At 39.6% G+C, this 23,936-nt stretch carries 36 protein-coding genes and 1 pseudogene; all 37 read right to left on the minus strand.

The window, feature by feature from the left end:
* Positions 1–1,808: pseudogene (locus K357_RS09880) on the minus strand (hypothetical protein); the annotation flags it as partial.
* Positions 1,809–2,613: 805 nt separating this feature from the next.
* Positions 2,614–4,332: a heme anaerobic degradation radical SAM methyltransferase ChuW/HutW gene (gene hutW / locus K357_RS09025; RefSeq protein ID WP_051212161.1), complete on the minus strand. Its 1,719-nt coding sequence runs from the start codon at positions 4,330–4,332 to the stop codon at positions 2,614–2,616.
* Positions 4,333–4,621: 289 nt separating this feature from the next.
* Positions 4,622–5,431: a TonB family protein gene (locus K357_RS09395; protein ID WP_051212162.1), complete on the minus strand. Its 810-nt coding sequence runs from the start codon at positions 5,429–5,431 to the stop codon at positions 4,622–4,624.
* Positions 5,432–5,442: 11 nt separating this feature from the next.
* Positions 5,443–5,847, minus strand: coding sequence for an ExbD/TolR family protein (locus K357_RS0106575; RefSeq protein WP_028257991.1), 405 nt, complete (start codon positions 5,845–5,847; stop codon positions 5,443–5,445).
* A gap of 1 nt (position 5,848) precedes the next feature.
* Positions 5,849–6,451 carry a MotA/TolQ/ExbB proton channel family protein gene (locus tag K357_RS0106580; protein ID WP_028257992.1) on the minus strand — a complete coding sequence of 201 codons (603 nt, stop codon included), beginning with the start codon at positions 6,449–6,451 and terminating at the stop codon, positions 5,849–5,851.
* A 615-nt stretch (positions 6,452–7,066) separates the two neighbouring features.
* Positions 7,067–7,570 (minus strand): flavodoxin family protein, encoded by a 504-nt coding sequence (locus K357_RS0106585; protein ID WP_028257993.1) that lies wholly within the window; start codon positions 7,568–7,570, stop codon positions 7,067–7,069.
* A 1,466-nt stretch (positions 7,571–9,036) separates the two neighbouring features.
* Positions 9,037–9,372, minus strand: coding sequence for a 50S ribosomal protein L17 (gene rplQ, locus K357_RS0106590; protein WP_028257994.1), 336 nt, complete (start codon positions 9,370–9,372; stop codon positions 9,037–9,039).
* 12 nt (positions 9,373–9,384) lie between these two features.
* Entirely contained in the window at positions 9,385–10,380 is a 996-nt protein-coding gene (locus K357_RS0106595) for a DNA-directed RNA polymerase subunit alpha (RefSeq protein WP_028257995.1), read from the minus strand.
* A 78-nt stretch (positions 10,381–10,458) separates the two neighbouring features.
* Positions 10,459–10,848 (minus strand): 30S ribosomal protein S11, encoded by a 390-nt coding sequence (rpsK, locus tag K357_RS0106600; RefSeq protein WP_028257996.1) that lies wholly within the window; start codon positions 10,846–10,848, stop codon positions 10,459–10,461.
* 19 nt (positions 10,849–10,867) lie between these two features.
* Entirely contained in the window at positions 10,868–11,236 is a 369-nt protein-coding gene (gene rpsM / locus K357_RS0106605; protein WP_028257997.1) for a 30S ribosomal protein S13, read from the minus strand.
* Between the two features lie 20 nt (positions 11,237–11,256).
* Positions 11,257–11,370, minus strand: a complete 114-nt coding sequence (gene rpmJ / locus K357_RS0106610; RefSeq protein WP_004695148.1) for a 50S ribosomal protein L36 — start codon at positions 11,368–11,370, stop codon at positions 11,257–11,259.
* A gap of 27 nt (positions 11,371–11,397) precedes the next feature.
* The gene (infA, locus tag K357_RS0106615; RefSeq protein WP_004695147.1) at positions 11,398–11,616 is read right to left on the minus strand and encodes a translation initiation factor IF-1; all 219 of its coding nucleotides are present in this window, start codon (positions 11,614–11,616) and stop codon (positions 11,398–11,400) included.
* Positions 11,617–11,638: 22 nt separating this feature from the next.
* A complete protein-coding gene (map, locus tag K357_RS0106620) occupies positions 11,639–12,409 on the minus strand; it encodes a type I methionyl aminopeptidase (protein WP_028257998.1) in 771 nt (256 codons plus the stop codon).
* Between the two features lies 1 nt (position 12,410).
* Positions 12,411–12,974: an adenylate kinase gene (locus K357_RS0106625; protein ID WP_028257999.1), complete on the minus strand. Its 564-nt coding sequence runs from the start codon at positions 12,972–12,974 to the stop codon at positions 12,411–12,413.
* 13 nt (positions 12,975–12,987) lie between these two features.
* Positions 12,988–14,250 carry a preprotein translocase subunit SecY gene (gene secY, locus K357_RS0106630; RefSeq protein ID WP_028258000.1) on the minus strand — a complete coding sequence of 421 codons (1,263 nt, stop codon included), beginning with the start codon at positions 14,248–14,250 and terminating at the stop codon, positions 12,988–12,990.
* Between the two features lies 1 nt (position 14,251).
* On the minus strand, positions 14,252–14,695 hold the full coding sequence (gene rplO / locus K357_RS0106635) for a 50S ribosomal protein L15 (RefSeq protein WP_028258001.1): 444 nt from the start codon (positions 14,693–14,695) through the stop codon (positions 14,252–14,254).
* Positions 14,696–14,716: 21 nt separating this feature from the next.
* Complete coding sequence (gene rpmD, locus K357_RS09640) at positions 14,717–14,896, minus strand: 50S ribosomal protein L30 (RefSeq protein WP_028258002.1); 180 nt, start codon at positions 14,894–14,896, stop codon at positions 14,717–14,719.
* A gap of 14 nt (positions 14,897–14,910) precedes the next feature.
* Entirely contained in the window at positions 14,911–15,414 is a 504-nt protein-coding gene (rpsE, locus tag K357_RS0106645; RefSeq protein ID WP_028258003.1) for a 30S ribosomal protein S5, read from the minus strand.
* A gap of 18 nt (positions 15,415–15,432) precedes the next feature.
* Positions 15,433–15,795 (minus strand): 50S ribosomal protein L18, encoded by a 363-nt coding sequence (rplR, locus tag K357_RS0106650; protein WP_028258004.1) that lies wholly within the window; start codon positions 15,793–15,795, stop codon positions 15,433–15,435.
* Positions 15,796–15,827: 32 nt separating this feature from the next.
* Positions 15,828–16,373 (minus strand): 50S ribosomal protein L6, encoded by a 546-nt coding sequence (rplF, locus tag K357_RS0106655; protein ID WP_028258005.1) that lies wholly within the window; start codon positions 16,371–16,373, stop codon positions 15,828–15,830.
* A gap of 25 nt (positions 16,374–16,398) precedes the next feature.
* On the minus strand, positions 16,399–16,785 hold the full coding sequence (gene rpsH / locus K357_RS0106660) for a 30S ribosomal protein S8 (RefSeq protein ID WP_028258006.1): 387 nt from the start codon (positions 16,783–16,785) through the stop codon (positions 16,399–16,401).
* A gap of 31 nt (positions 16,786–16,816) precedes the next feature.
* Positions 16,817–17,086, minus strand: a complete 270-nt coding sequence (gene rpsN / locus K357_RS0106665) for a 30S ribosomal protein S14 (protein ID WP_028258007.1) — start codon at positions 17,084–17,086, stop codon at positions 16,817–16,819.
* 16 nt (positions 17,087–17,102) lie between these two features.
* Positions 17,103–17,642, minus strand: coding sequence for a 50S ribosomal protein L5 (gene rplE / locus K357_RS0106670; protein ID WP_028258008.1), 540 nt, complete (start codon positions 17,640–17,642; stop codon positions 17,103–17,105).
* A gap of 23 nt (positions 17,643–17,665) precedes the next feature.
* A complete protein-coding gene (gene rplX, locus K357_RS0106675; protein ID WP_028258009.1) occupies positions 17,666–17,986 on the minus strand; it encodes a 50S ribosomal protein L24 in 321 nt (106 codons plus the stop codon).
* A 23-nt stretch (positions 17,987–18,009) separates the two neighbouring features.
* Entirely contained in the window at positions 18,010–18,378 is a 369-nt protein-coding gene (gene rplN / locus K357_RS0106680; protein ID WP_028258010.1) for a 50S ribosomal protein L14, read from the minus strand.
* Between the two features lie 27 nt (positions 18,379–18,405).
* Positions 18,406–18,666, minus strand: coding sequence for a 30S ribosomal protein S17 (gene rpsQ, locus K357_RS09645; protein ID WP_028258011.1), 261 nt, complete (start codon positions 18,664–18,666; stop codon positions 18,406–18,408).
* 42 nt (positions 18,667–18,708) lie between these two features.
* Complete coding sequence (rpmC, locus tag K357_RS09650; RefSeq protein WP_028258012.1) at positions 18,709–18,912, minus strand: 50S ribosomal protein L29; 204 nt, start codon at positions 18,910–18,912, stop codon at positions 18,709–18,711.
* Positions 18,902–19,339: a 50S ribosomal protein L16 gene (rplP, locus tag K357_RS0106695; protein WP_028258013.1), complete on the minus strand. Its 438-nt coding sequence runs from the start codon at positions 19,337–19,339 to the stop codon at positions 18,902–18,904. Before rplP ends, rpmC begins: the two co-directional genes overlap by 11 nt.
* The gene (gene rpsC, locus K357_RS0106700; protein ID WP_028258014.1) at positions 19,339–20,010 is read right to left on the minus strand and encodes a 30S ribosomal protein S3; all 672 of its coding nucleotides are present in this window, start codon (positions 20,008–20,010) and stop codon (positions 19,339–19,341) included. The genes rplP and rpsC overlap by 1 nt, the downstream gene beginning before the upstream one ends.
* Positions 20,011–20,029: 19 nt before the next feature.
* Positions 20,030–20,365, minus strand: a complete 336-nt coding sequence (rplV, locus tag K357_RS0106705) for a 50S ribosomal protein L22 (RefSeq protein WP_028258015.1) — start codon at positions 20,363–20,365, stop codon at positions 20,030–20,032.
* A 16-nt stretch (positions 20,366–20,381) separates the two neighbouring features.
* Complete coding sequence (rpsS, locus tag K357_RS0106710) at positions 20,382–20,663, minus strand: 30S ribosomal protein S19 (RefSeq protein WP_028258016.1); 282 nt, start codon at positions 20,661–20,663, stop codon at positions 20,382–20,384.
* A gap of 23 nt (positions 20,664–20,686) precedes the next feature.
* Positions 20,687–21,517, minus strand: a complete 831-nt coding sequence (gene rplB, locus K357_RS0106715) for a 50S ribosomal protein L2 (RefSeq protein WP_028258017.1) — start codon at positions 21,515–21,517, stop codon at positions 20,687–20,689.
* A 27-nt stretch (positions 21,518–21,544) separates the two neighbouring features.
* Entirely contained in the window at positions 21,545–21,829 is a 285-nt protein-coding gene (rplW, locus tag K357_RS0106720; protein WP_028258018.1) for a 50S ribosomal protein L23, read from the minus strand.
* Complete coding sequence (gene rplD, locus K357_RS0106725; RefSeq protein WP_028258019.1) at positions 21,829–22,452, minus strand: 50S ribosomal protein L4; 624 nt, start codon at positions 22,450–22,452, stop codon at positions 21,829–21,831. The genes rplW and rplD overlap by 1 nt, the downstream gene beginning before the upstream one ends.
* A 26-nt stretch (positions 22,453–22,478) precedes the next feature.
* Positions 22,479–23,120, minus strand: a complete 642-nt coding sequence (rplC, locus tag K357_RS0106730; RefSeq protein ID WP_028258020.1) for a 50S ribosomal protein L3 — start codon at positions 23,118–23,120, stop codon at positions 22,479–22,481.
* A gap of 14 nt (positions 23,121–23,134) precedes the next feature.
* The gene (rpsJ, locus tag K357_RS0106735; RefSeq protein WP_028258021.1) at positions 23,135–23,446 is read right to left on the minus strand and encodes a 30S ribosomal protein S10; all 312 of its coding nucleotides are present in this window, start codon (positions 23,444–23,446) and stop codon (positions 23,135–23,137) included.
* A gap of 175 nt (positions 23,447–23,621) precedes the next feature.
* On the minus strand, positions 23,622–23,936 hold a 315-nt coding region (locus tag K357_RS0106740; protein ID WP_028258022.1), incomplete at its 5' end, for an EF-Tu C-terminal domain-related protein.

Here is a 23,936-nt window from a genome sequence, read left to right on the forward strand (position 1 = left end):
CCTTCTTTACCTTGGGGGCCTGTTGGTCCCGTTGGTCCTACATCTCCTTTAGGTCCTGGTGCTCCTTGCGGTCCTACATCTCCTTTAAGTCCCGGTGCTCCTGGATCGCCTTTAGGTCCTGCTGGACCTGCTTCACCTTTTTCACCTTTCAAGCTATCCAAAAATTGTTTTTCGGTCTTATCTTTATTTGGTTGTACACCTTCATCATTTGTCTGATCTCTCCAAATTTCATAAGCGGACTTACCATTAGCACCACCTTTACCGCCCTTAAAGGCAGGGTCGTTTTTCAAACTTTCCTTATCAAGCGTAACGAGCGTGTATTTCTTTCCCTCTTTGTCGGTTACCTGTTCCGCTTTCAAGCCGTTGCCAAAGTCCATATGAAATTCATTAAGTGGCATGCTCCAATTGGTGCCGCCTGGAGTATACACGTTATTCTTATCCTTAACACCGCCGAAATAGAAATTCATTGGTACTGCAGCAAGTGCTTTGAGCTGCGCCACGTTGACCGCATCAGTATCTTCTGCACCACCAGCTACATTAACGATGCGACGATACGCATCTGGAACAGTCTCTTCAGTCACAACTTCTTCAGGGTGCTTGCTCTGACCAGCTAATTTCCATTCTTTAGTCCATTTCTTATAGCCTGTACGACCTACGGATACGACGCCATTCTCAGAAGTGAATTTATCTTTATCACCAGTTAGATAGGCATCCGTTTTGATATCATCTAATTTTCCTACAAATGAGTCTGACCCAAGAGCGATGGAATTAGCCGCAGTAACCCTACTATGGTGTCCCAAGGCAATCGAGTTTTTACCCGTTGCTTCCACGATGGAAAATCCGCCCATAGCCACCGCTCCGGAGCCTTCCGCCTCAGCGCGCAACCCTAATGCCAAGGATCGTTCTTCCTTAGCCTTAGCGCCATAGCCTAAAGCAGCGCCATATTTCTGTAAAGCCTCTGCATTTTCACCAATAGCCACGGCTCCATCACCGACAGCGCCATCATTGATCTGATTTCTCCGGGCAGTATACCCCCATTCATCCGTTCTTTCATACTTACTCCTAGGTCCAGAAGTCTTCTTCGGAGTCACTTCATGTACCGAAAAATACCGAGTCGTACTTGCTTTTAGCTGTGCCACATTCACCGCATCCGTATCTTCCGTGCCTGCTGCAACGCCTGTAATCTGCCGTGTTTCTAATTTTCTATCTCCATTAGTGTCTACACCTACGCTAACAGCCCCTTTCGTAGATTTCCATACGGGTTCCATAGATTGTATGTTCCGTTCGATTTTCTCTTTGTTCTTTAGCGCCTTAGCCATTTGCACTTGTGCGTTATCAGCCCTTTTTTTAAATTTCGTTTTCTCTTTTTCAGTCGTTGCCTGTTCAGACTGTTTCATGTCCTCTTCATATTTCTCGGCATACTTTTTATATGTTCCATCTTCTTTTGTCAGTTGATTCATATAATAGTCATAATCATCTCCCATAGCTTTATATCCGTCTGCTATGGTTTTCTTTTTATCCAAAGATATATATCCCTGTAAGCCTGCTTCTCTATCGGCTACAGAACCAATTCCTAGCGCCACTCCACCAGCAGCGGTAACGCTCGCATCATTATCGATAATAAACCCTTTCTGACCCATCCGTGCGGTCAAGTCGCTAACAATGTCCGCCTTAATTTCGTCTTTTTCTTGCGGTGTCAACGCCTGTGCCTGTATCGCTCCTGTTGTCAAAAGTGTAGCCATTACCAACATAGAAAGTAGACTAGTTCCTCCACATGATGTGTGTTTCCCTTGTCCTTTTGCTAGTTCGGAAACGACAATCCAACAATTCCGTACCTTACTCCAAATTACTTTATAAATTTTATTCATAATAACAACTCCAATCCGCAATTCATAGGTACTATTAACTCGTTCAATTAAATTCCTATTTCTATTCACTTTAAATTTCGTTATGATGTATATTATAACTTAGTTTAGATAAATTTCATAGTTCACACACATCATTTTTTCTTATAACAAGAATTATCATACCACTAGCATTGTTCACCCCCCCACTAACATTTACGCCATTTAATATTGCTCAACTAATCAATATATATCTAGAATCTTGTTCTAATTATGAATTTATCCCATTACAGCATTCTATGACCAGGATAAACGATTAACAATTATATGTTATGAAAAAATTTTTTATAATTTCTATATGTTAGCATTCTTAATCAATATATCTTGATTAAGAAATAGTTATTATCATATTTTATACACCTCATTAGATTTCTATCATAACAACTAACAACTATGTAAAAATCTACACATCACATCTACGAATGACGCAACCTACAAATCATTGTATATAAAAATTCTTCATACCCCATTGGTATCAAACGAATCAATACCTTTCACTGGCACCATTAAGCTATGATACGTTCATCTTATCGAACAGACGATGGAACGTCCACACGCATCGAACTAAGTAGATATTTATACTTTACTTTCACTATCGCCGAACAAGCGTCATCATTCCTATCATAGGTGCACCTACAAAAAGAGCTGTAAGAGTCAAACATAATTTGTATCTTCTTACAGCTCTTTTGTAGATGTATATATAAAACAACTATCGGTCCTGATCGGCCACTTTATCCATACGAAGTTTAAAAGTATTCGTCATTTCCTTTGGTTGTGTTATATCTGAATGATGAGGATGTGCTTTCTTGCTTTCACCGTCACCAGATGCATTAGGGGATGCACCTTGCCCCATCATGGCACTCGCCATTTGGCGCATCATGTCCATAGATGGTTTCCCCTTAGACGTATCCATACCCATGGCCGCTGCCATTTCTTTCATCATAGCGATCATATCCGTAGATGGTTTTTCCCCATTCTTAGCACGATTCATCATAGCCATCATAGATTCCATCATACCTTCGGATGAGTGACTTTCACCATGAGGCATGGCGGTCTTGGTATCATTCATCATGGCCAAGCATTCTACCGCCGCTTGTTCTAAATTGTCATGCCAGAAATTACCCGCTGTGGTAAATCGTACCACTCGCCCATTATTGGTAATGAGGCCTTTTCGTTCCCATTCTGTTAGCACAGGGGCTAATGCGTCTAGCATAGATATATTCCATTTCTTTTGAAAGAATGCATCATAAATATAGCCTTCTGCCAATTGTTCCTTCAAATCATCGCTCATTTGACTATCATGACCACCATCCATCATCATGGCAATCGGTTTCATGCCTGCATCGATGGCTGCATTATAGCCATTTAGATTACGCTGATGCATCATGGTAACTCCATCGAGTGCTCCACCAGCACTAGAGCCAAAGCTAAGCATGTCAAGGCGTCTTTTTGCTAGCGTATTATACAAGCCTCGTTCACGCCGCGTCCGTGCCCAATGCGATGCATCGAACATATTGATATCTGGATAGTCACTTTGAATTAATTCTACCGTCCGCGCATATAGTGCGGCTTGTTCCTTAGTAGTCATACACGCTGGCAATGTGCCTTTATCGATTAATTTCGCTAAATCGCTACCTGGGAATACATTTAATTGATACATGTCGCCTCCATGAAGACCCATGTCAAATTGAATTTCCAAATCTCGTTTCCATGTATCCCATGTTTGATATGGCAATCCAAACATCAAATCGATGACCACGGTTGCTGCATCATAGTTCAATAAGCGTTCCAACGTCCGTCGCACCGTATCTTCATCATCAATGCGGCCAACGGCTTGACGAATAGTTGTGTCAAAGGATTGCACCCCAATAGAAAAACGATTGATGCCCGCTTCTAGTACCGTTTCAATTTTTTCCACGGTCATATCGTGAATACGACTTTCCAACGTAATTTCACAATCATTCGCTAACGGAAAGTATGTTTTTAACGCTTTCACCAACCGTGCTATATCGTCAGCCGCTAGCGTAGATGGTGTACCACCGCCAAAATAAACGGCATTGATTGTCCCCGTAGTGGCACGACGATAGGACGCGGTCATTTCCATTTCTTTCAATACGCGCTCTGTATAGTCATGAAGCATTGTCTGTTTCGACGCATTTTGAAAGAATCCGCAATAGGAACATTTCGTTTCACAAAATGGTACATGAATATATAATGACCGTTCTTGTACTGGTGCTTCTAAGGACATCAGTTCTTGCCACTTTTTTTGTTGTTCCTCTGGGTTCATAATCGGCATGCCTGCCACGCCTGCATGCACGACTCTTTTATAATCGAAGGCTTCTTGCAATCCATTGGTTGTTTCATTGCCCACGATCCAACGACGTTGCTCTTCTGGCATTGCCGTCAGTATATGTTGTAAATCTTTCATAGGTACCTCTACATTACTATTAAAATTATCTATTCCATTACCCTAGTATCTATGTTGTTACATTCGGATAAGTCCATTGCTCTTGTACAGCCTACTACAGTGACGCATTCTGTTATTAGTGTCGTATTCTGCTAGTATAGTAACTGATTCTGCTACTATCAAGTCAATGACTATTCACAGAAACAGCTACCATAGTGCCCCATCATCCTCGATAACAACAGTATTATATCGCTTATAACATAGCGCTATGCCTTACCATGATAATCACATGCCTAACATCTTCGTAGTCTTACAAGCTATAGTACACGGTAACAGTTGCCACTTGGCTTTGTCCAGTTGTATTAATACTAGAGCCAGCGGACCAAGCTTTTTTAACCGCATCACGCCCTAAAATAGGATTGGATTCACTAATCACTTGTACGTCTGCAACACTTCCATCGGCACTGAAAGTAATACTCAAGGTAACTTCCCCAGAAATATTACGTTGCAATGCTTGCACAGGATAGGCATCTTGTGCATTTTCTTGTAGCGTCGCATTATATCCACTCGGGTCGAATGTACCTCCATCACTAGTGCCTTCGCCAGTGCCAGATCCATATCCATCACCAGCGCCAGACCCTTCATTGCTACCGTTTCCATAACCTGTACCAACGCCTTCGCCCACGCCAGTGCCTGGTGCGCCTACTAAGCCATCACTACCAGCACCACCAATAGGTGAACCTTTCACTTGGGAAATATCTCCATTGCTACCAGCTGCATCAACCGTCTTGGTATTGCTAGCTTTCATAGTGCGGCTTGTACCGGCTTGTCCACCATGTCCAGAACCGCCGCCCTTTTGTCCAGCGCTACCAATCGCACCCGATTCAGCACGCGCTTGATCTTGTTCTTCGAGGGTATGGACTTTTTCTACCACTTGTTGTGCCTCTTGAGCATTCATAAAGTTAACTTTTAATTCCTTATTCATAGCGGGATTTACAACGGCACTGAAAAAGTAACCAGCTGTTCCCACCAACAAGGTGCTAATGATTGTAGCGTATACAAAGGCTCGTTCATAGGTGATGCCTGGCTGTCGACTCTTCCATAATTGTCCTAAGTTCATATCATCACCGCCTATTTATTAACTGTAGCAATGCTGATATTAGTAACGCCAGATACTTTCATTTGATCCATTAATTCTACAACGGTTCCATAGTTAACATCTTTGTCAGCACGGATTAAGAAATTTTTATTTTTATCTTTTGCAATTTCTACCTTAGCCTGTTGTAATATTTCCTCACGTGTTACCACTTCATTTCCCATCATCAATTGTCCCGACTTTTCCAAATCGATTAATACAGGTCGAAGTTCCGCTGTTTGCTGTGTTTTGGTAACTGGCAAACTAATATTGAGCGATTGTTGCGGAATCGTATAAATGGTACTAATCATAAAGAACACGAGTAAAAAGAAGATGATATCAATCATAGGGATAATCATCAAGGTAGGTTTAGACTGATTTTGTGTGCTATACCGTTTCATATTAATTACCTCGATCAAATAAATCCAAGGAACGACCAAATGCATCTTCTAAGACGGTCAACAAGATACGCACTTTATGAGAAAAATAGGAATGCACTGCCAATGCAATAATTGCCACGCATAAACCAGTAGCAGTGGCTACCAGTGCTTCCCCTACGCCGCCAGTAATGGCAGTAGGTGTTCCTGCATCAGTACCGAACACTCTGAACGCTCCAATCATGCCTGTTACAGTCCCCAACAAGCCTAATAGAGGAGCCATCGTAACAATGGTACTCAACCAATCAAGGCCTCGATTCATACGAGTATTCACCGATGCTAAGATATCTTCCATACGAGATTGTAAAACATTTCGGTTAATCGCTTTACCTAATACGCTAACTAAATCATAGGAAATATGATAGGTTGGTAAGTGTTGCAACTTAGTTAAAAAATCTTCCCACGAATGACATTCTTTCAATGTCGTATGTACGGATACAATTTCTTTCTTAATTTGTTTATAGTAACTAATCCGTTCGATTAGAATCATGATTGCAATAATTAATGCCAACATTAGTGGCCACATGACAATGCCACCCTGTAAAAATAAACGCCACGCTTCAGCCATTGAATTTAGCTCCTCTCATTATATGCTTACCGATTTTACACACTGCACTTACTTAAGTGACTACTACCTATTGGCAACATTGCTTCATTACATATAAATTACCTATATACTATCTTACATACAAATTACTTATATATTACCTTACATATGAATTGCTTATATATTACCTTACATATAAATTACGTACATACTATCTCTATCATAGATTTTGCTACTATGAAAAATACCAGCAAAATTCTATCGTTTTCCCCTGTAAACGTTCCTAGCCCATCCATCCTACACATACTACAAACTATGAAAGTCTGATGCACAACTAGCACTACTCACCTCAATCTACACAGCAAATGAGTTTCATGCTTTTCTATGTGATAATCTCTATGTGTGATGATTTCTATAGATGACAATATCTGTCCATCAGTCAATCATCTAGGTCTTCATGATGTTCTATCGCAAACTATACGGTCCACTTTCACATATACTACAGACTATGAAAGCCCGATACATCAACTATCACATACACCATAGTTCTGTACAGGCTTTCACCCGCTACTAATGCATCATACATTATGTATGAACCATCAAATCACGTTGTTAGAAATGTGAACCCTTTCATTTTTATTTATGAAAGGCCGCTCTAGCCGCTGTCATAGCTGCTTGTAAGTCTTCTTCATTAGGATGACTTTCCGCATCGGCCCACAACTGTTGATTTTCTTCTGTAGCCGCATGGGAATTGGTCAACGGCATTTTCTTAAACATTTCAATAATCTTAGGGTCAATCTTGCCTTGGCAAATAAAAGAACCTACTACATGACAATCAGCTGGTACACAACCAGCGGCTGCCACTTTAGAATGTTCTCCATGAGGACTTAATGGGTTAGCCCCTAATGTGCCAAACACAAATACTTCTTTTTCATGTAAAGTAGCCATAAAATCTCGTGTACTCGCATCAGCCGTACCACGATCAACCCAATAACCTACACAAATTTTATCGTATGCACTTACATCAGGTGCCTCTTTAACATCAAATATGGCTGTCGTATCAAGTGCTTTTGCTACCGCCTCTGCGACTAATTTAGTATTCCCCGTCAATGTGGAATATACTACGGCAATTTCGTTCATATAACCTCCTATAATACATCCTATACGTCATGATGATCCTGTTTATCGATAGTACATATATGTATCTACTATAAACTATTCGTAATCACATGACATAGAGTCGTTATATACAATAACGATATCTTTTATCATTTATGAAGTTATTGTACTATCAAAATTAAATTATTTCAAGAGAGAATATCACTATTATCCCTATATTATCACTGGTTACAGATATTCTTTTTATTCTCATTTAGCTATATTTCACGCTATATAAAATAAGTACTTTTATCGTTTTTATCAATTTTATTATCATTTATATCATATTTCAATCCATTTGTGTATATTTACACTGATAGGTCACTCCATTTGTGTCTACTAAAATATCATATCCTTATTAACTATAATTCTCATTTTATTTCATTTTTAGTAACAAAACACCATATATATGACAGTAATAGCGTCGTAAATTTACACGAAATGAATAAGGTTCTATAGGTCATAGTACTGACTTACACGGTACTATCATTTAATGTCACTGCTATAATATACTGCTACTCATATAATGCTTCTCACACTACTTATATGACACAGATACTTATAGATCCTATTACATCAACAAAATATACCTAGCGCATATCATGTTACGATGTGTGTACACAAAAATTTGTACTTCCCTATTCTATTGAAACAACCATATCTACGATTCGATAAATAGCCTTTTTTTAACAAATCTATCGGTCATGAAACTCTTTTCTAGTAACTTCATATATAGCACCGTTCTGCTAACTAAAAAAAATCTATGCGTCCTTAACCCCTTAGTTCTAGCATCTTCATATATCGCACCTATCCGCTAGACAAAGCCTATAATCATCAAATGCTTACTTCTAGTATCTTTATATATAACAACTATCCGCTATCTAAAAAAAATCTGTGCGTCATCAAGCCCTTAGTTCCAGTATCTTCACCTATACAACTATCCACGAGACAAAAAACTATACTCATCAAACGCTTACTTCTAGTATCTTCATATATAACAACTATCCGCTATCTTAAAAAAATCTGTGCGTCATCAAGCCCTTAGTTCCAGTATCTTCACCTATACAACTATCCACGAGACAAAAAACTATACTCATCAAACGCTTACTTCTAGTATCTTCATATATAACAACTATCTGCTATCTTAAAAGAATCTATAGGGCATTACACTTACAATTCTAATAAACACTGGCTGATATATACTATAGATTGAACTATCTCTACTATATCATGTAATATGTATAACAGCTTCTTTTACTCCATATGGTACTATGTATAATTGTAGCTTATAAGTGAGCTAGAACGTGTAAAGATATATTGCTTTTAATGTTCTCACGCCCTAACACTATGCAAAAAAATAGAGGAAAGCTGATAATTGAATCAACTTTCCTCTATATGATTGTGGGGATATAGTTTGTTATAGTCCCTACATGCTTCTATGTTATTGATTATACTAATTCAATAATAGCACATGGTGCAGCATCGCCTTTACGAAGACCAGTTTTGATTACACGAGTGTAACCACCTTGACGATCAACGTATTTTGGTGCTACTGTGTCAAATAATTTTTTTACCACATCTTCGTCCATGATGTACGCAAGCACTTGACGACGAGCGTGTAAATCGCCACGTTTAGCCAAAGTAACCATTTGATCCGCTAATTTGCGAAGTTCTTTCGCTTTAGCTTCTGTAGTTTCAATGCGTTCATGTTGGAATAAAGAAGTTAGCATACCGCGGAATAAAGCTTTACGAGCAGAGCTATCACGGCCTAATTTTCTATACATTCGTTCTCCTCCTTATTCGCCTTTATGTTTTAATGCAAAGCCACCTGGATGATTTTGCAATTTTTCAACAATTTCATCAATAGATTTTTTGCCTAGATTGCGGACTTTACCTAAATCATCAATTGTTTTATCCAATAAATCTGCAATTGTATTAATACCAGCACGTTTTAAGCAGTTGTAAGCTCGAACAGATAATTCCAAGTCATCAATGGAAATCTTAGCTGGACCATCATCTTCTTGTTCTGGTTCATCAGTAGGTGTTTCAATAACACCTGTATATTCATCCCCAACTGCTAGTGTATCTACAGAGTTTGCCAATCTAGTGAAGTTATTTAAATAGCCAATCATAATTGCTGCCGATTTAGCTACTGCATCAGCCGCAGTGATAGAACCATCAGTCCAAACTTCCAATGTCAATTTGTCGAAGTCCATTTCATTGCCGACACGAACATCACTAACTTCATATTTTGCGCGAAGAATAGGAGAGAAGATTGAATCAATTGGAATACATCCAATCATGTCGTCTTCTTTTTTATTCTTCGTAGATGGAACATAGCCTTTACCACGTTCAATGCATACGTCCATCACAAGATGAGCAGTCTCATCCATAGTAGCAATCACAAGTTCTGGATTTAAAATTTCAATGTCTGATGGAAATTGTTGTGACAAATCACCAGCAGTTAACACACCATCTTTTTTAAAGTCAATATGAACGTCCAATGGTAACTCTACATTATCATCCAATTTAAAACATAATTGTTTTAAATTAAGAATCATGTCTGTTACATCTTCTCTGATACCAGGGATAGTGGAAAATTCATGAAGAACACCATCAATTTTAATGGATGTAATTGCCGCTCCATCCAAGGATGAAAGCAATATACGACGTAAGCTGTTACCGAGAGTGATACCGTATCCACGGTCTAGTGGTTCGCATACGAATTTACCGTAACGTCCACCATCGCCAATATCAACTTTCTCGATTTTAAGTTTCTTTTCTTCGCTCATCAGGAAAATCCTCCTATAAAACACGCCTCATACATATATATCACGACAGACTACCAACCGTAGTCGCCATTCTATAAATTATACGCGACGACGTTTTGGAGGACGACAACCATTATGAGGAATTGGAGTCACGTCTTTGATTGAATTTACTTCAAGGCCAGCTGCTTGAAGAGCACGGATAGCCGCTTCACGACCAGAACCAGGACCTTTTACAAACACTTCTACAGTGCGTAAACCGTGTTCCATAGCTGCTTTAGCTGCTTGTTCAGCTGCCATTTGTGCTGCAAATGGAGTGCTTTTACGAGAGCCACGGAATCCTAGGCCACCAGCAGATGCCCAAGAAAGGGCATTACCATTTACATCAGTCAATGTTACGATTGTGTTATTGAATGTGGAGCGAATATGTGCCGCCCCTGCTTCAATATGTTTCTTTTCTTTTCTTCTAGATCTTACAACTTTTTTAGCCACGCTTTATCCCTCCTTTATATTATTTTTTCTTACCAGCAATTGCTTTTCTAGGACCTTTGCGAGTACGTGCATTCGTTTTAGTTCTTTGTCCACGACAAGGTAATCCCATACGATGACGTTTTCCGCGATAGGAGTTGATTTCAATTAAGCGTTTAATGTTAAGGGCTTCTTCACGACGAAGGTCACCTTCCACTTTGTAATCTGTGTCTAACAATTCACGAATTTTAGCAACTTCTTCTTCTGTAAGATCGCGTACACGAGTATCTGGATTAATACCCGTTTTAGCAAGAACTTCACTAGCTAATGTTGGTCCAATACCGTAAATATAAGTTAAACCAATTTCAATACGTTTGTCACGTGGTAAATCTACACCGGCTATACGTGCCATCTATCCATACACCTCCTGTCTTATCCTTGTTTTTGTTTATGTTTAGGGTTTTCGCAAATAACCATTACACGGCCTTTACGTTTAATAATTTTACATTTTTCGCAAATCTTTTTAACTGATGGTTGAACCTTCATTAGTACCTCCTTTGTGGAATCCTACGCTTATTTAAAACGATAGGTGATGCGACCACGATTTAAGTCGTATGGTGTCAGTTCCATAGTAACTTTATCACCGGGAAGAATACGAATAAAATTCATACGCATTTTACCTGACACATGAGCTAACACGATATGACCATTTTCCAACTCAACTTGGAACATAGCATTCGGCAAAGCTTCAACAACCGTACCTTCCACTTCAATAACGTCTTCTTTTGACATATCTTATCCTCCGGTTGCCTGATTATTTAATTAACCTTGGCTCAGAGCGCATGGTTAAAATCTCAGGGCCGTTTTCAGTAACAACTACCGTATGCTCGAAATGTGCGGCTGGCTTACCGTCAAGTGTAACTGTTGTCCAGTCATCCCCTAACACACGAACTTTATATGTGCCCATGGTAATCATAGGCTCAATACAAATAACCATACCAGGTTTTAGTAATGGTCCATGCCCTGCCATTCCATAGTTAGGAATTTGGGGATCTTCATGCATATCACGTCCAATGCCGTGACCTACAAAATCACGAACAATGCCATAGCCATATTTTTCAGCATACGTTTGAACAGCATGGGAAATATCTCCGATTCTATTCCCTACAACAACTTGTTCAATACCTTTAAACAAACTTTCTTCTGTAACTTTCAATAGTTTATGCACATCTGGTTTTACATGACCAATCGGAATTGTCACACAAGAATCGCCATGATATCCATCTACACACGATACTAAATCAATAGAAATAATATCTCCATGTTTTAGCTTTTGTTTCGCACTCGGAATACCATGAACTACTACATCGTTAACAGAGGCACAGATTGTTGCAGGATACCCATAATACCCTTTACAGCTTGGTGTACCACCATGGCTACGGATATATTCTTCAGCTAATGTATCTAATTCAAGGGTTGTTACACCTGGTTTAGCAGCTTCAATTAACACTTCTAGTGTTTTGGCTGTTAATGCTGAAGCACGGCGGATACATTCAATTTCAGTTGGCGATTTCAAAATAATCATCTTATTTCTCCAACGCTTTCACAATATCATGATATACCGCTTCCATATCTTGTAAGCCATTGATTTCAACATACAAGCCACTGTTGCGATAGTAGTCAATTAGTGGTTTTGTGGATTCTTCATATACAGTAAGACGTTTCTGTACTGTTTCAGGTTTATCATCATCACGATTTTCAAGACGTGCTCGTTCACTAATGCGTTTCACTAATTCATCAGAAGGAACATTCAAGTTCACCACCGCAGTAAGACTGATGCCAATATCTTTTAAAATAGCATCCAATGCTACTGCTTGTGCAGTAGTGCGTGGGAATCCATCAAGAATAAATCCTGCCTTGCAATCATCTTTACTCAACCGTTCACGAACGATACCAACTGTTACACTATCTGGCACCAATTGACCAGCATCCATATATTTTTTTGCCTCAATGCCTAGTGGAGTTTGTTCTTTTACCGCAGCTCGGAACATATCTCCCGTAGAAATTTGAGGAATGTTATATTGTTTCACTAAGCGGACTGCCTGAGTACCTTTGCCAGCACCCGGAGGTCCCATTAATAAAATATGCATGAGATATTTCCTCCTATTTTACAAAACCTTTATAATGGCGTGTTACCAATAAGGATTCAATTTGTTGCATCGTATCAATAGCAACGCCTACAACAATCAATAAAGCAGTACCACCAAAATATACGCCTTGCACGCCTGTAATACCTCCTAAGAAGTTAGGCAAGATAGCAACAAATGCTAAAAAGATAGCACCCGCCAAAGTGATTTTGGTCATAACATTATCCACATAATCAGCAGTAGGTTTCCCCGCACGAATACCTGGGATAAAACCACCATATTTTTTCATATTATCTGCCATTTCAGGAATATTGATCGAAATCGCTGTGTAGAAATATGTGAAGAAGAAGATCAAAATCGCATATGCCACAGTGTTCGGAATCGTTCCCCATGTGAACCAATTCGCCACCGTTTTAACATAGTCATTTTGAATGAACTGTGCCAAGGTAACAGGGAACATCAATACAGAAGAAGCGAAGATAATAGGAATAACTCCTGCCTGATTTACTTTTAACGGCAAGAATGTAGAATGGCCACCATACATTTTACGCCCCACTACGCGTTTAGCGTATTGGATAGGAATACGACGTTGGCCTTGTGTTGCTGCTACGACCAATGCGATCATAACAACAGCAATCAATGCAAACAAGAATGCTTGGAATACATTGATTGTACCAGTTTGTATATACTGGTAAATAGTAGATATGCCTTCTGGCAAACGAGCCACGATACCAGCAAAGATGATCAAAGAAATCCCATTGCCTACACCATGTGCTGTAATTTGTTCACCAACCCACATCAATAAGCAAGTACCAGCTGTGAGGATGATTGTAATAAATACAACATCAAGCATACTATTATTAATTAACGCCTGATTGGCACGTAATGCATAGCTCATGCCAAAAGCTTGGATGAAAGCTAGCAATACTGTACCATAGCGAGTTACTTTTTGAATTTTTTTACGACCATCATTGCCATCTTTGCTCCATTGTTCAAAAGTAGGTACTACGGCTTGTAGTAACTGCATGATAATGGATGCGTTGATGTATGGTGTAATACTCATTGCAAAAATTGAAAATTTACTTAATGCACCACCGGCAAATAAATCTAGTAAGCCGAATAGGCTTCCAGAGGTAAATAAACTTTCGATAACTGAACTATCTACGCCGGGAACAGGAATATGAATACCTGCTCTAAAAACAACAAACATGAGTAGTGTATACACTAGTTTATTGCGAAGTTCAGTTATTTTAAAGATGTTCGAGAGGCCTTGTAGCACCCTAGATCACCTCAACTTTGCCACCAGCTGCTGTAATTTTTTCTTCAGCGGATTTTGTAAAACCGTTAGCGATAACAGTAAGATTTTTAGCTGTCAATTCTCCGTTACCTAAAATACGGATACCATCGCGTACATTTTTCAAAATACCAGCTTCGATCAATGCAACTGGATCTACAGTAGCACCATCTTCAAAGCGGTTCAACTGAGATACATTAACTTCAGCATATGTATTAGCAAAGATATTTTTAAAACCACGTTTTGGCAAACGACGATAAAGAGGCATTTGGCCACCTTCAAAGCCAGAGCGAACGCCGCCACCAGAACGAGAATTTTGACCTTTCTGGCCACGGCCAGCAGTTTTACCCAAACCAGAACCTAAACCACGACCACGACGAGTACGTGCTTTAGTAGAACCAGCTGCAGGAGTTAATTCATGAAGTTTCATTCAGTGCACCTCCTTATCCTATTAAATTTCTTCTACAGTTACTAAATGTCTAACTTTGTGAAGCATACCTTGGATTTGAGGTGTAACTTCTTTAACTACTTGAGAGTTAGTTTTTTTCAAGCCTAATGCTTTAACTGTCGCGCGTTGATCTTCAGGGCGACCAATTAAGCTTCGAGTCAATGTTACTTTAACTTGTGCCATATCTAGTCTCCTTATTACGCGTTATAAATTTCTTCAACAGTTTTACCACGAAGCGCTGCTACGTCGGCTACAGATTTACCTTGGCATAAACCTTCAATAGTTGCACGAACCATATTATTAGGATTAGAAGAGCCTAGGGATTTTGTAAGGATATTACGAACACCTACTAATTCCAATACCGCACGTACAGGACCACCAGCGATAACGCCAGTACCTTCTGCAGCTGGTTTCAAGAATACGCGACCTGCGCCAAATGTACCAGTTACAGTGTAAGGAATTGTACCGTTTTTAATAACAACGTATTTTAAGTTTTTCTTAGCATCATCAATGCCTTTGCGAATTGCTTCAGGAACTTCCGCAGCTTTACCTAAACCAACGCCAACGTGTCCATTGCCATCACCGACAACTACCAAGGCGCTGAAGGAGAAACGACGGCCGCCTTTTACAACTTTGGCTACGCGGTTGATGAAAACAACTCTTTCTTTAAGATCAAGAGTAGTGTAATCTATTCTCGCCATGTCTAAATTTCCTCCTAATTAGAATTTCAAGCCTGCTTCACGAGCACCTTCTGCAAGGGCTGCTACACGACCATGATAAATATAACCGCCACGGTCAAATACAACGGTATCGATACCTTTAGCCATAGCTTTTTCAGCAATAGCTTTACCAACAACTTTAGCTGCTGCTACGTTACCACCGTAAGTTAATTTTAATTCTTTATCTAAAGAGCTAGCGGCAACCAATGTGTTACCTGCTACGTCATCGATAACTTGCGCATAAATGTTGCTCAAAGAACGATATACGTTTAAACGTGGACGTGTTGCCGTACCAGAAATGTGACGACGAAGACGAAGATGACGTTTAGCTCGAGCGATGTTTCTGCTAGATTTACGAGGCAATTTGTTCACTCCTTTCTAATTTCCAAATGATATTACTTACCTTTAGCGCCAGCTTTACCTGCTTTACGACGAACATATTCGCCTTCATAGCGGATACCTTTGCCTTTATAAGGTTCTGGTTTTCTCCATTTACGAATATCAGCTGCTATAGCACCAACAACTTCTTTATCAGCACCAGACACAACGATTTTGTTAGGAGCCGGTACATCGATTGTAATACCAGCTGGGGCTTCCATTTCAACTGGGTGAGAGAAGCCAAGAGTAAGCACTAATTTAGTGCCTTGTTTTGCCGCTCTATAACCAACACCGTTAATTTCCAAAGATTTGCTAAAGCCTTCACTTACGCCTGTTACCATATTAGCAACAAGAGCACGAGTCAATCCGTGTAAGGAACGATGATCTTTGTGTTCGGTTGGACGAGACACTTTGATTTCATTGCCTTCTACAGCAACGACCATATCTGGATGCAAGTTACGAGTTAATTCGCCTTTAGGGCCTTTTACAGTGATTACATGGTTATCATATGCAACTGTAACGCCCGCAGGGATCTCGATAGGCATTCTACCGATACGTGACATTATTTCTACCTCCTATTGCTACTGATTACCAAACGTATGCGATTACTTCGCCACCAAGGCCTTCTTTACGAGCTTTTTTATCGCTCATAACGCCTTTCGATGTAGAAATAACAGCGATACCCAAACCACCAAGTACACGAGGAAGTTCTTCCTTTTTCGCATAAACACGTAAACCTGGTTTGGAAATACGTTTAATTCCAGTAATTACACGTTCCTTATTGGAACCATATTTTAAAGTTACTTTTAAATTGTTTTCAACTACTTCTACGCTCTTAACAAAGCCTTCTTCTAAAAGGATGTCAAGAACCGCTGCTTTCATTTTAGAAGCTGGAATATCCACAGTTTCATGAAGAGCAGAGTTTGCATTACGAATGCGCGTTAGCATATCCGCGATTGGATCGGTCATTACCATAGTCTAAAAACCTCCTCCCGTTTCTAATATATTACCAGCTGGCTTTTTTTACACCAGGAATTTGTCCTTTGTACGCTAATTCACGGAATGCGATACGGCTAATACCGAATTTACGCATGTAGCCATGAGGACGTCCAGTTAAGTTGCAACGATTGTGCAAACGTGTTGGAGATGCATTAGCAGGTAATTGAGATAATGCTTCATAATCTCCAGCTGCTTTTAATGCTTCACGTTTAGCTGCATATTTAGCAACGATTCTAGCGCGTTTCTTTTCGCGTTCAACCATAGACTTTTTAGCCATCTATTATTCCTCCTAATTATTTCTCAAACGGCATACCGAATTGAGTTAACAATTCGCGAGCTTCTTCATCAGTGTTAGCTGTGGTTACCACAATAATATCCATACCAGTTACACGTTCTACCTGATCATATTCAATTTCAGGGAAGATAAGCTGTTCTTTTAAACCTAATGCATAGTTGCCACGGCCATCAAAAGCTGTTGCGCTGACACCACGGAAGTCACGTACACGAGGTAATGCCGCATTGATCAATTTATCAAGGAATTCATACATGCGTTCGCCACGAAGAGTAACTTTAGTACCTAATGCCATACCTTCACGAACTTTAAAGTTGGCAATAGATTTTTTAGCTCTTGTTACAACAGGTTTTTGACCAGCAATAATTGTTAGGTCAGTAACAGCTGCATCTAATGCTTTGGAGTTACCTACTGCATCGCCAACGCCGATGTTAATTACGATTTTTTCCAATTTTGGAATTTCCATTACGTTGCCGTAATTGAATTTTTCTTGCATAGACTTCTTAATTTCAGAAGTGTATTTTTCGCTTAAACGAGACATTATTTAAGAACCTCCTTTCCCTATTATTTTAATTCTGCACCAGATTTCACTGTGGCACGTACATAAGAACCGTCAGCTTGTTTTACTTTTTTAATACGGCTTGCTGTTTTAGTTTCTGGGTCAAGAATCATGACATTAGAAACATGAATACCAGCTTCTTTTGTTATAATACCACCTTGTGGATTGGCTTGCGATGGTTTTGTATGACGTTTAACAACGTTAACGCCTTCTACAAATACGCGTTCTTTTTTAGGTTCAGTTGCTGTAACTTTACCTTGTTTGCCTTTATCTTTACCGGAGATAACTACAACTGTATCACCAGTTTTGATTTGAAGTTTTTTCAATGACATCAGTGTATTCCTCCCGATTATAATACTTCTGGAGCTAAGGAGATAATTTTCATGAAGTCTTTTTCACGAAGTTCTCTAGCTACAGGGCCAAAGATACGAGTGCCACGAGGGCTTTTATCGTCTTTAATTACTACTGCTGCGTTTTCGTCAAAACGAATATAGGAACCATCTGCACGACGGATACCTTTTTTAGAACGAACAATAACGGCTTTAACCACATCGCCTTTCTTGACAACGCCACCGGGTGATGCATCTTTTACAGAAGCAACGATTACGTCACCAATATTGCCGAATTTGCGATAAGAACCGCCCATAACTTGGATGCACATGATTTTCTTTGCACCAGTGTTGTCGGCAACATTCAAAATTGTTTGTTGCTGGATCATCGTCTATATCCTCCTTACATCACTTTATTATTTTTGTCTTTCAATAATTTCTACAACTCTCCAACATTTATCTTTTGATAATGGACGAGTTTCTACAATTTTAACTGTATCGCCTACTTGGCACTCATTCTTTTCATCATGAGCTTTAAAACGTTTATTAGTTACCAATGGCTTGTTATATAATGCGTGAGGTACTTTACGTTCTACAACAACAACTACAGTTTTATCCATTTTGTTGCTTACAACTTTACCAACACGGACTTTGCGTACGCTTCTTTCTTCTGCCACGACTTTAAGCCTCCTTTTCAATCCTATTAACAATGGTTGTTATTATGCGTTTTGAGATTTAAGTTCTGCTTCACGTTGTACTGTTTTAATACGAGCGATAGTTTTCTTAACTTCACGAATTCGCATAGGATTTTCTAATTGACCTGTTGCAAGCTGAAAACGGAGGTTAAACAACTCTTCTTTAAGACCAACTACTTTTTGGTCCATTTCGGCAGCGCTCATATTGCGAATGTCATTAACCTTCATTTACGTCACCACCCAATTCTTTACCCTTAACAACGAACTTACATTTAATTGGAAGTTTGTGGCTTGCAAGACGCATAGCTTCACGAGCAACTTCTTCAGAAACGCCGTCCATTTCGAACATAACGCGACCAGGTTTAACTACTGCTACCCAATATTCTGGCGAACCTTTACCGGAACCCATACGAGTACCAGCTGGTTTCATACTAACTGGTTTATCTGGGAAAATTTTGATCCAAACTTGACCGCCACGTTTAATATAACGAGTCATAGCAATACGGGCAGCTTCAATTTGACGGTTAGTAATCCAAGATGGCTCTAATGCCACCAAACCGAATTCACCATGAGATACAGTGTTACCACGCATCGCACGGCCTTTCATACGCCCACGGAATTGTTTACGATGTTTCACACGTTTTGGAATAAGCATTAGTTGTCACCTTCTTCCTTTTTATGGTTATTGTTCACTTTTGCATTAGGCAAAACTTCACCTTTATAAATCCAAACTTTGATGCCGATGCAACCATATGTTGTATGTGCTTCAGCAGTACCATAATCGATATCAGCACGCAATGTGTGCAAAGGAATACTACCTTCACGGTATGATTCGCTACGCGCAATTTCAGCACCGCCTAAACGACCAGATACCATAATTTTAATACCTTTTGCACCTAAGCGCATTGTACGACTAACAGCTTGTTTCATGGCACGACGGAAACCAATACGGCGTTCCAATTGGCCAGCAATGTTTTCTGCTACTAATACAGAATCCATATCAGCTTGTTTAATTTCAGCAATATTTACGTCTACTTGTTTATCGGTAAAACGAGTCATTGCTTTTTTAATATCTTCGATACCTGCACCACCACGGCCGATTACCATGCCTGGTTTTGCTGTATGAATAGTTAATTTAATACGTTTATTTGTACGCTCAATTTCAATGCGGGAAATACCAGCAATGAAAAGTGTTTCTTTCAAGAAGTTGCGAATTTTTACGTCTTCATGAAGGTTTGCTGCGTAATCTTTACCAGCATACCATTTTGCGTCCCAATCTTTTACGATACCGACACGCAAACCATGTGGATTAACTTTTTGACCCACTCTGTTTCCCTCCTTCTGCTTAAGCTCTTTCTTTTACAACAACTGTAACGTGGCTAGAACGTTTCAAGATTTTGAAAGCTTGTCCACGAGAACGAGGATGAATACGTTTCAATGTCGGACCTTGATCAACAAAGATCTCGGATACGTAAAGATTATCAACGTTCATATCAAAATTGTGTTCTGCATTAGCGATAGCAGAACGCATAACTTTCTCAACTACATCGGCGCCAACTTTCGGAGTGAACTTCAAGATGGCAAATGCTTCGCCGATATTTTTGCCACGAACCAAATCTGCAACAATGCGGATTTTACGAGGCGCAATGCGAATATGTCTAGCGATTGCTTTTGCTTCCATTATTTATTTCCTCCTATTATCTTTTGCCTGTGGTTTTTTCTTCCTTACCGTGACCTCTATAGGTACGTGTAGGAGCGAATTCACCTAATTTGTGACCTACCATATCTTCTGTAATAAATACAGGAACGTGTTTGCGACCATCATGAACAGCAATTGTATGGCCTACAAAACTAGGGATAATAGTAGAGGCACGGGACCAGGTTTTTACAACTTTCTTTTCGTTTGTTTCGTTTAAAGCATCAACTTTCTTTAACAGACTTGCTGCAACGAAAGGGCCTTTTTTTATAGATCTGGACACTGTCTTATCTCCTTTCCTTTATCCTATTTTGTACGACGTTTAACGATTAAGCTGTTAGAAGCTTTTTTCTTGTCGCGAGTTTTAACACCATGTGCTGGTTTGCCCCAAGGTGTAACAGGATGTTTACGACCAACAGGAGATTTACCTTCACCACCACCATGTGGATGGTCACAAGGGTTCATAACAACACCACGGTTTGCTGGACGAACGCCCATCCAACGATGGCGACCAGCTTTACCAATAGTTTGGTTTTCATGATCAATATTACCTACAACACCGATTGTTGCACGGCAATTGATATGAACTTTACGAAGTTCACCGGATGGTAAACGAAGTAATGCATAATTACCTTCTTTTGCCATTAATTGAGCTGAAGTACCAGCAGAACGAACGATTTGACCGCCTTTGCCGATTTTCATTTCAATGTTGTGAATTTGTGTACCTAGCGGAATGTTTAATAGTGGTAAACAGTTACCAGGTTTAATATCAGATTCTGGACCGCTATATACTACATCGCCCACTTTCAAATTGTGTGGAGCAATGATATATCTTTTTTCACCATCTGCATAGTTTAACAAAGCAATACGAGCGCTACGGTTAGGATCGTATTCGATTGTAGCAACTTTTGCAGGGATATTGTCTTTCGTACGTTTAAAGTCGATAATACGGTATTGACGTTTATGACCGCCACCTTGGTGACGAACAGTCATTTTACCAGTATTGTTGCGACCGCCTGTTTGAGAAATTTTAGCCAACAAAGATTTTTCAGGTTTGCTTGCTGTAATTTCATCAAAGGCAGATACTGTCATAAACCGACGACCAGCGGAGTACGGTTTGAATGATTTTAATGCCATTAGTGGGCCTCCTTACAAAACTAGACTTTATACACCTTCAAAGAATTCAATGGATTCGCCAGCTTTCAAAGTGACAATAGCTTTTTTATAATCGCTACGTTTACCTTCTGTACGACCCATACGTTTAGTTTTACCTAACACGCGAATGGTAGCAACTTTTTCTACTTTTACATTGAAGATTGATTCTACAGCTTGACGAATTTGAATTTTATTAGCAGTCAAAGGCACACGGAATGTGTACTTGCCTTCTTCCATCAATATTGTAGATTTTTCGGTAATAACCGGACGAATAAGAACATCACGTAATTCCATTATCCTAATACCTCCTCAATTTTTGCGACTGCACCCTTAGTAATGAAGAGTTTGTCATAGTGAAGAAGATCAAAAATGTTGATGCCTTCGTTAGAAGTTGCTTTCACACCTTGGATGTTACGAGCAGATAGTTCAACATTTACATCACCTTCAGTAATGAATAAAACTTTTGCATCACCCACATTGAAGTTATTAAGGATATTCAATACTTCTTTAGTTTTTGGAGCTGCTAGTGTTAATTCTTCCAAAATATATAATTCGCTTTCGTTTACTTTCGCAGATAAAGCGGATTTAACTGCTAAGCGACGAGCTTTACGAGGCATAGCTTTGTAGTAGCTACGAGGGGATGGACCAAATACGGTACCACCGCCTACCCATAATGGGCTACGAGTGGATCCAGAACGAGCACGGCCTGTACCTTTTTGTTTCCAAGGTTTTCTGCCGCCGCCGCGAACCATACCACGAGTTTTTGTTGCATGTGTGCCAAGACGTTCGTTCGCTAATTGACGAACTACGGCTAGATGCATAACTGCGTCATTTACTTCAACGCCGAATACTGCATCATTTAATTCGATTGTACCAGTTTTTACACCGGATTGATTATATAAATCAACTGTAGGCATTCTATATCCTCCTTTCGACAAATGTATTATTTAACAGGTTTTACCGTGTTGCGAACCATAACCAAGCTGCCTTTAGCACCTGGAATACCACCTTTGATTAATAAAAGGTTTCTTTCAGCGTCAACTTTAACCACGGATAAGCGTTGTACGGTAACTCTGTAACCACCCATTTGTCCAGGAAGTTTTTTACCTTTGTATACCTTACCGCCGCCACCGGAAATCATAGGACCGATGGAACCCGGTTCACGGTGAGATTTAGAACCATGTGTTTGTGGACCACGGTGGAAGTTGTGGCGTTTAATTGTACCAGCAAACCCTTTACCTTTACCTGTTCCAACCACATCGACTAATTCACCTTCTGCGAAGATATCAGTCGCCAGAGTTTGGCCTACTGTGTATTCAGATGTATCAGCAACGCGAATTTCGCGAAGATACTTAACTGGATCCACACCTGCTTTTTCGAATTGACCTTTAACAGGTTTTGTTAGATGTTTTTCTTTAATAGAGCCATAACCAATTTGTACTGCGTTATAACCGTCAGTTTCAACAGTTTTTACACGAACTACAGTGTTTGGAGTAGCTTCTACTACAGTAACAGGAACTAATTTACCTTCAGCAGTAAACACTTGAGTCATTCCTATTTTTTTACCCAAAATAGCTTTAGACATTATCGCACCTCCTCTTATAATTTAATTTCAATAGATACACCAGCTGGCAAGTCTAAGCGAGTGATAGCATCTACTGTTTTAGAATTTGGTTCAAGAATATCAATCAATCGTTTATGCGTACGCATTTCAAATTGTTCACGAGAATCTTTGTTAACATGTGGAGAACGAAGAATTGTGAAAATATTCTTTTCTGTTGGCAATGGAATCGGACCTGAAACCATAGCACCATTTCTTTTTGCTGTGTCTACGATCTTTTGAGCGCTTTGATCAAGTGCTTTGTGATCGTAAGCTTTCAAGCGAATACGAATTTTTTGTTGTTTAGCCATTATTGCTTTTCCTCCTGTCGCTCATTTCGAGAATGAACTGCTCCATGGAAATTATCCTCTTATGAGGTCACCTTCCATATCATAGTTTAAACGCAACATGAGAGCGGCATAGCCGCTCCATGTGCTTATATACTCAAATCCCAAAGGATTTAGTAATCAATGTAGTGTTTGTCAATTAGTCAGCGATTTCAGTAACAACACCAGCGCCTACTGTATGACCACCTTCACGAATCGCAAAACGAAGACCTGGTTCGATAGCGATTGGAGTGATTAATTCAATATCCATAGTGATGTTATCACCAGGCATACACATTTCTGTACCTTCTGGTAAGCTGATAACACCAGTTACGTCTGTAGTACGGAAGTAGAATTGTGGACGGTAGTTGGAGAAGAATGGAGTATGACGGCCACCTTCTTCTTTAGTCAACACGTATACTTCGCCTTTGAATTTAGTGTGTGGATGAATGGAACCTGGTTTTGCTAATACTTG

It is taken from the genome of Veillonella montpellierensis DSM 17217, from assembly GCF_000426745.1.
GTDB lineage: Bacteria > Bacillota > Negativicutes > Veillonellales > Veillonellaceae > Veillonella > Veillonella montpellierensis.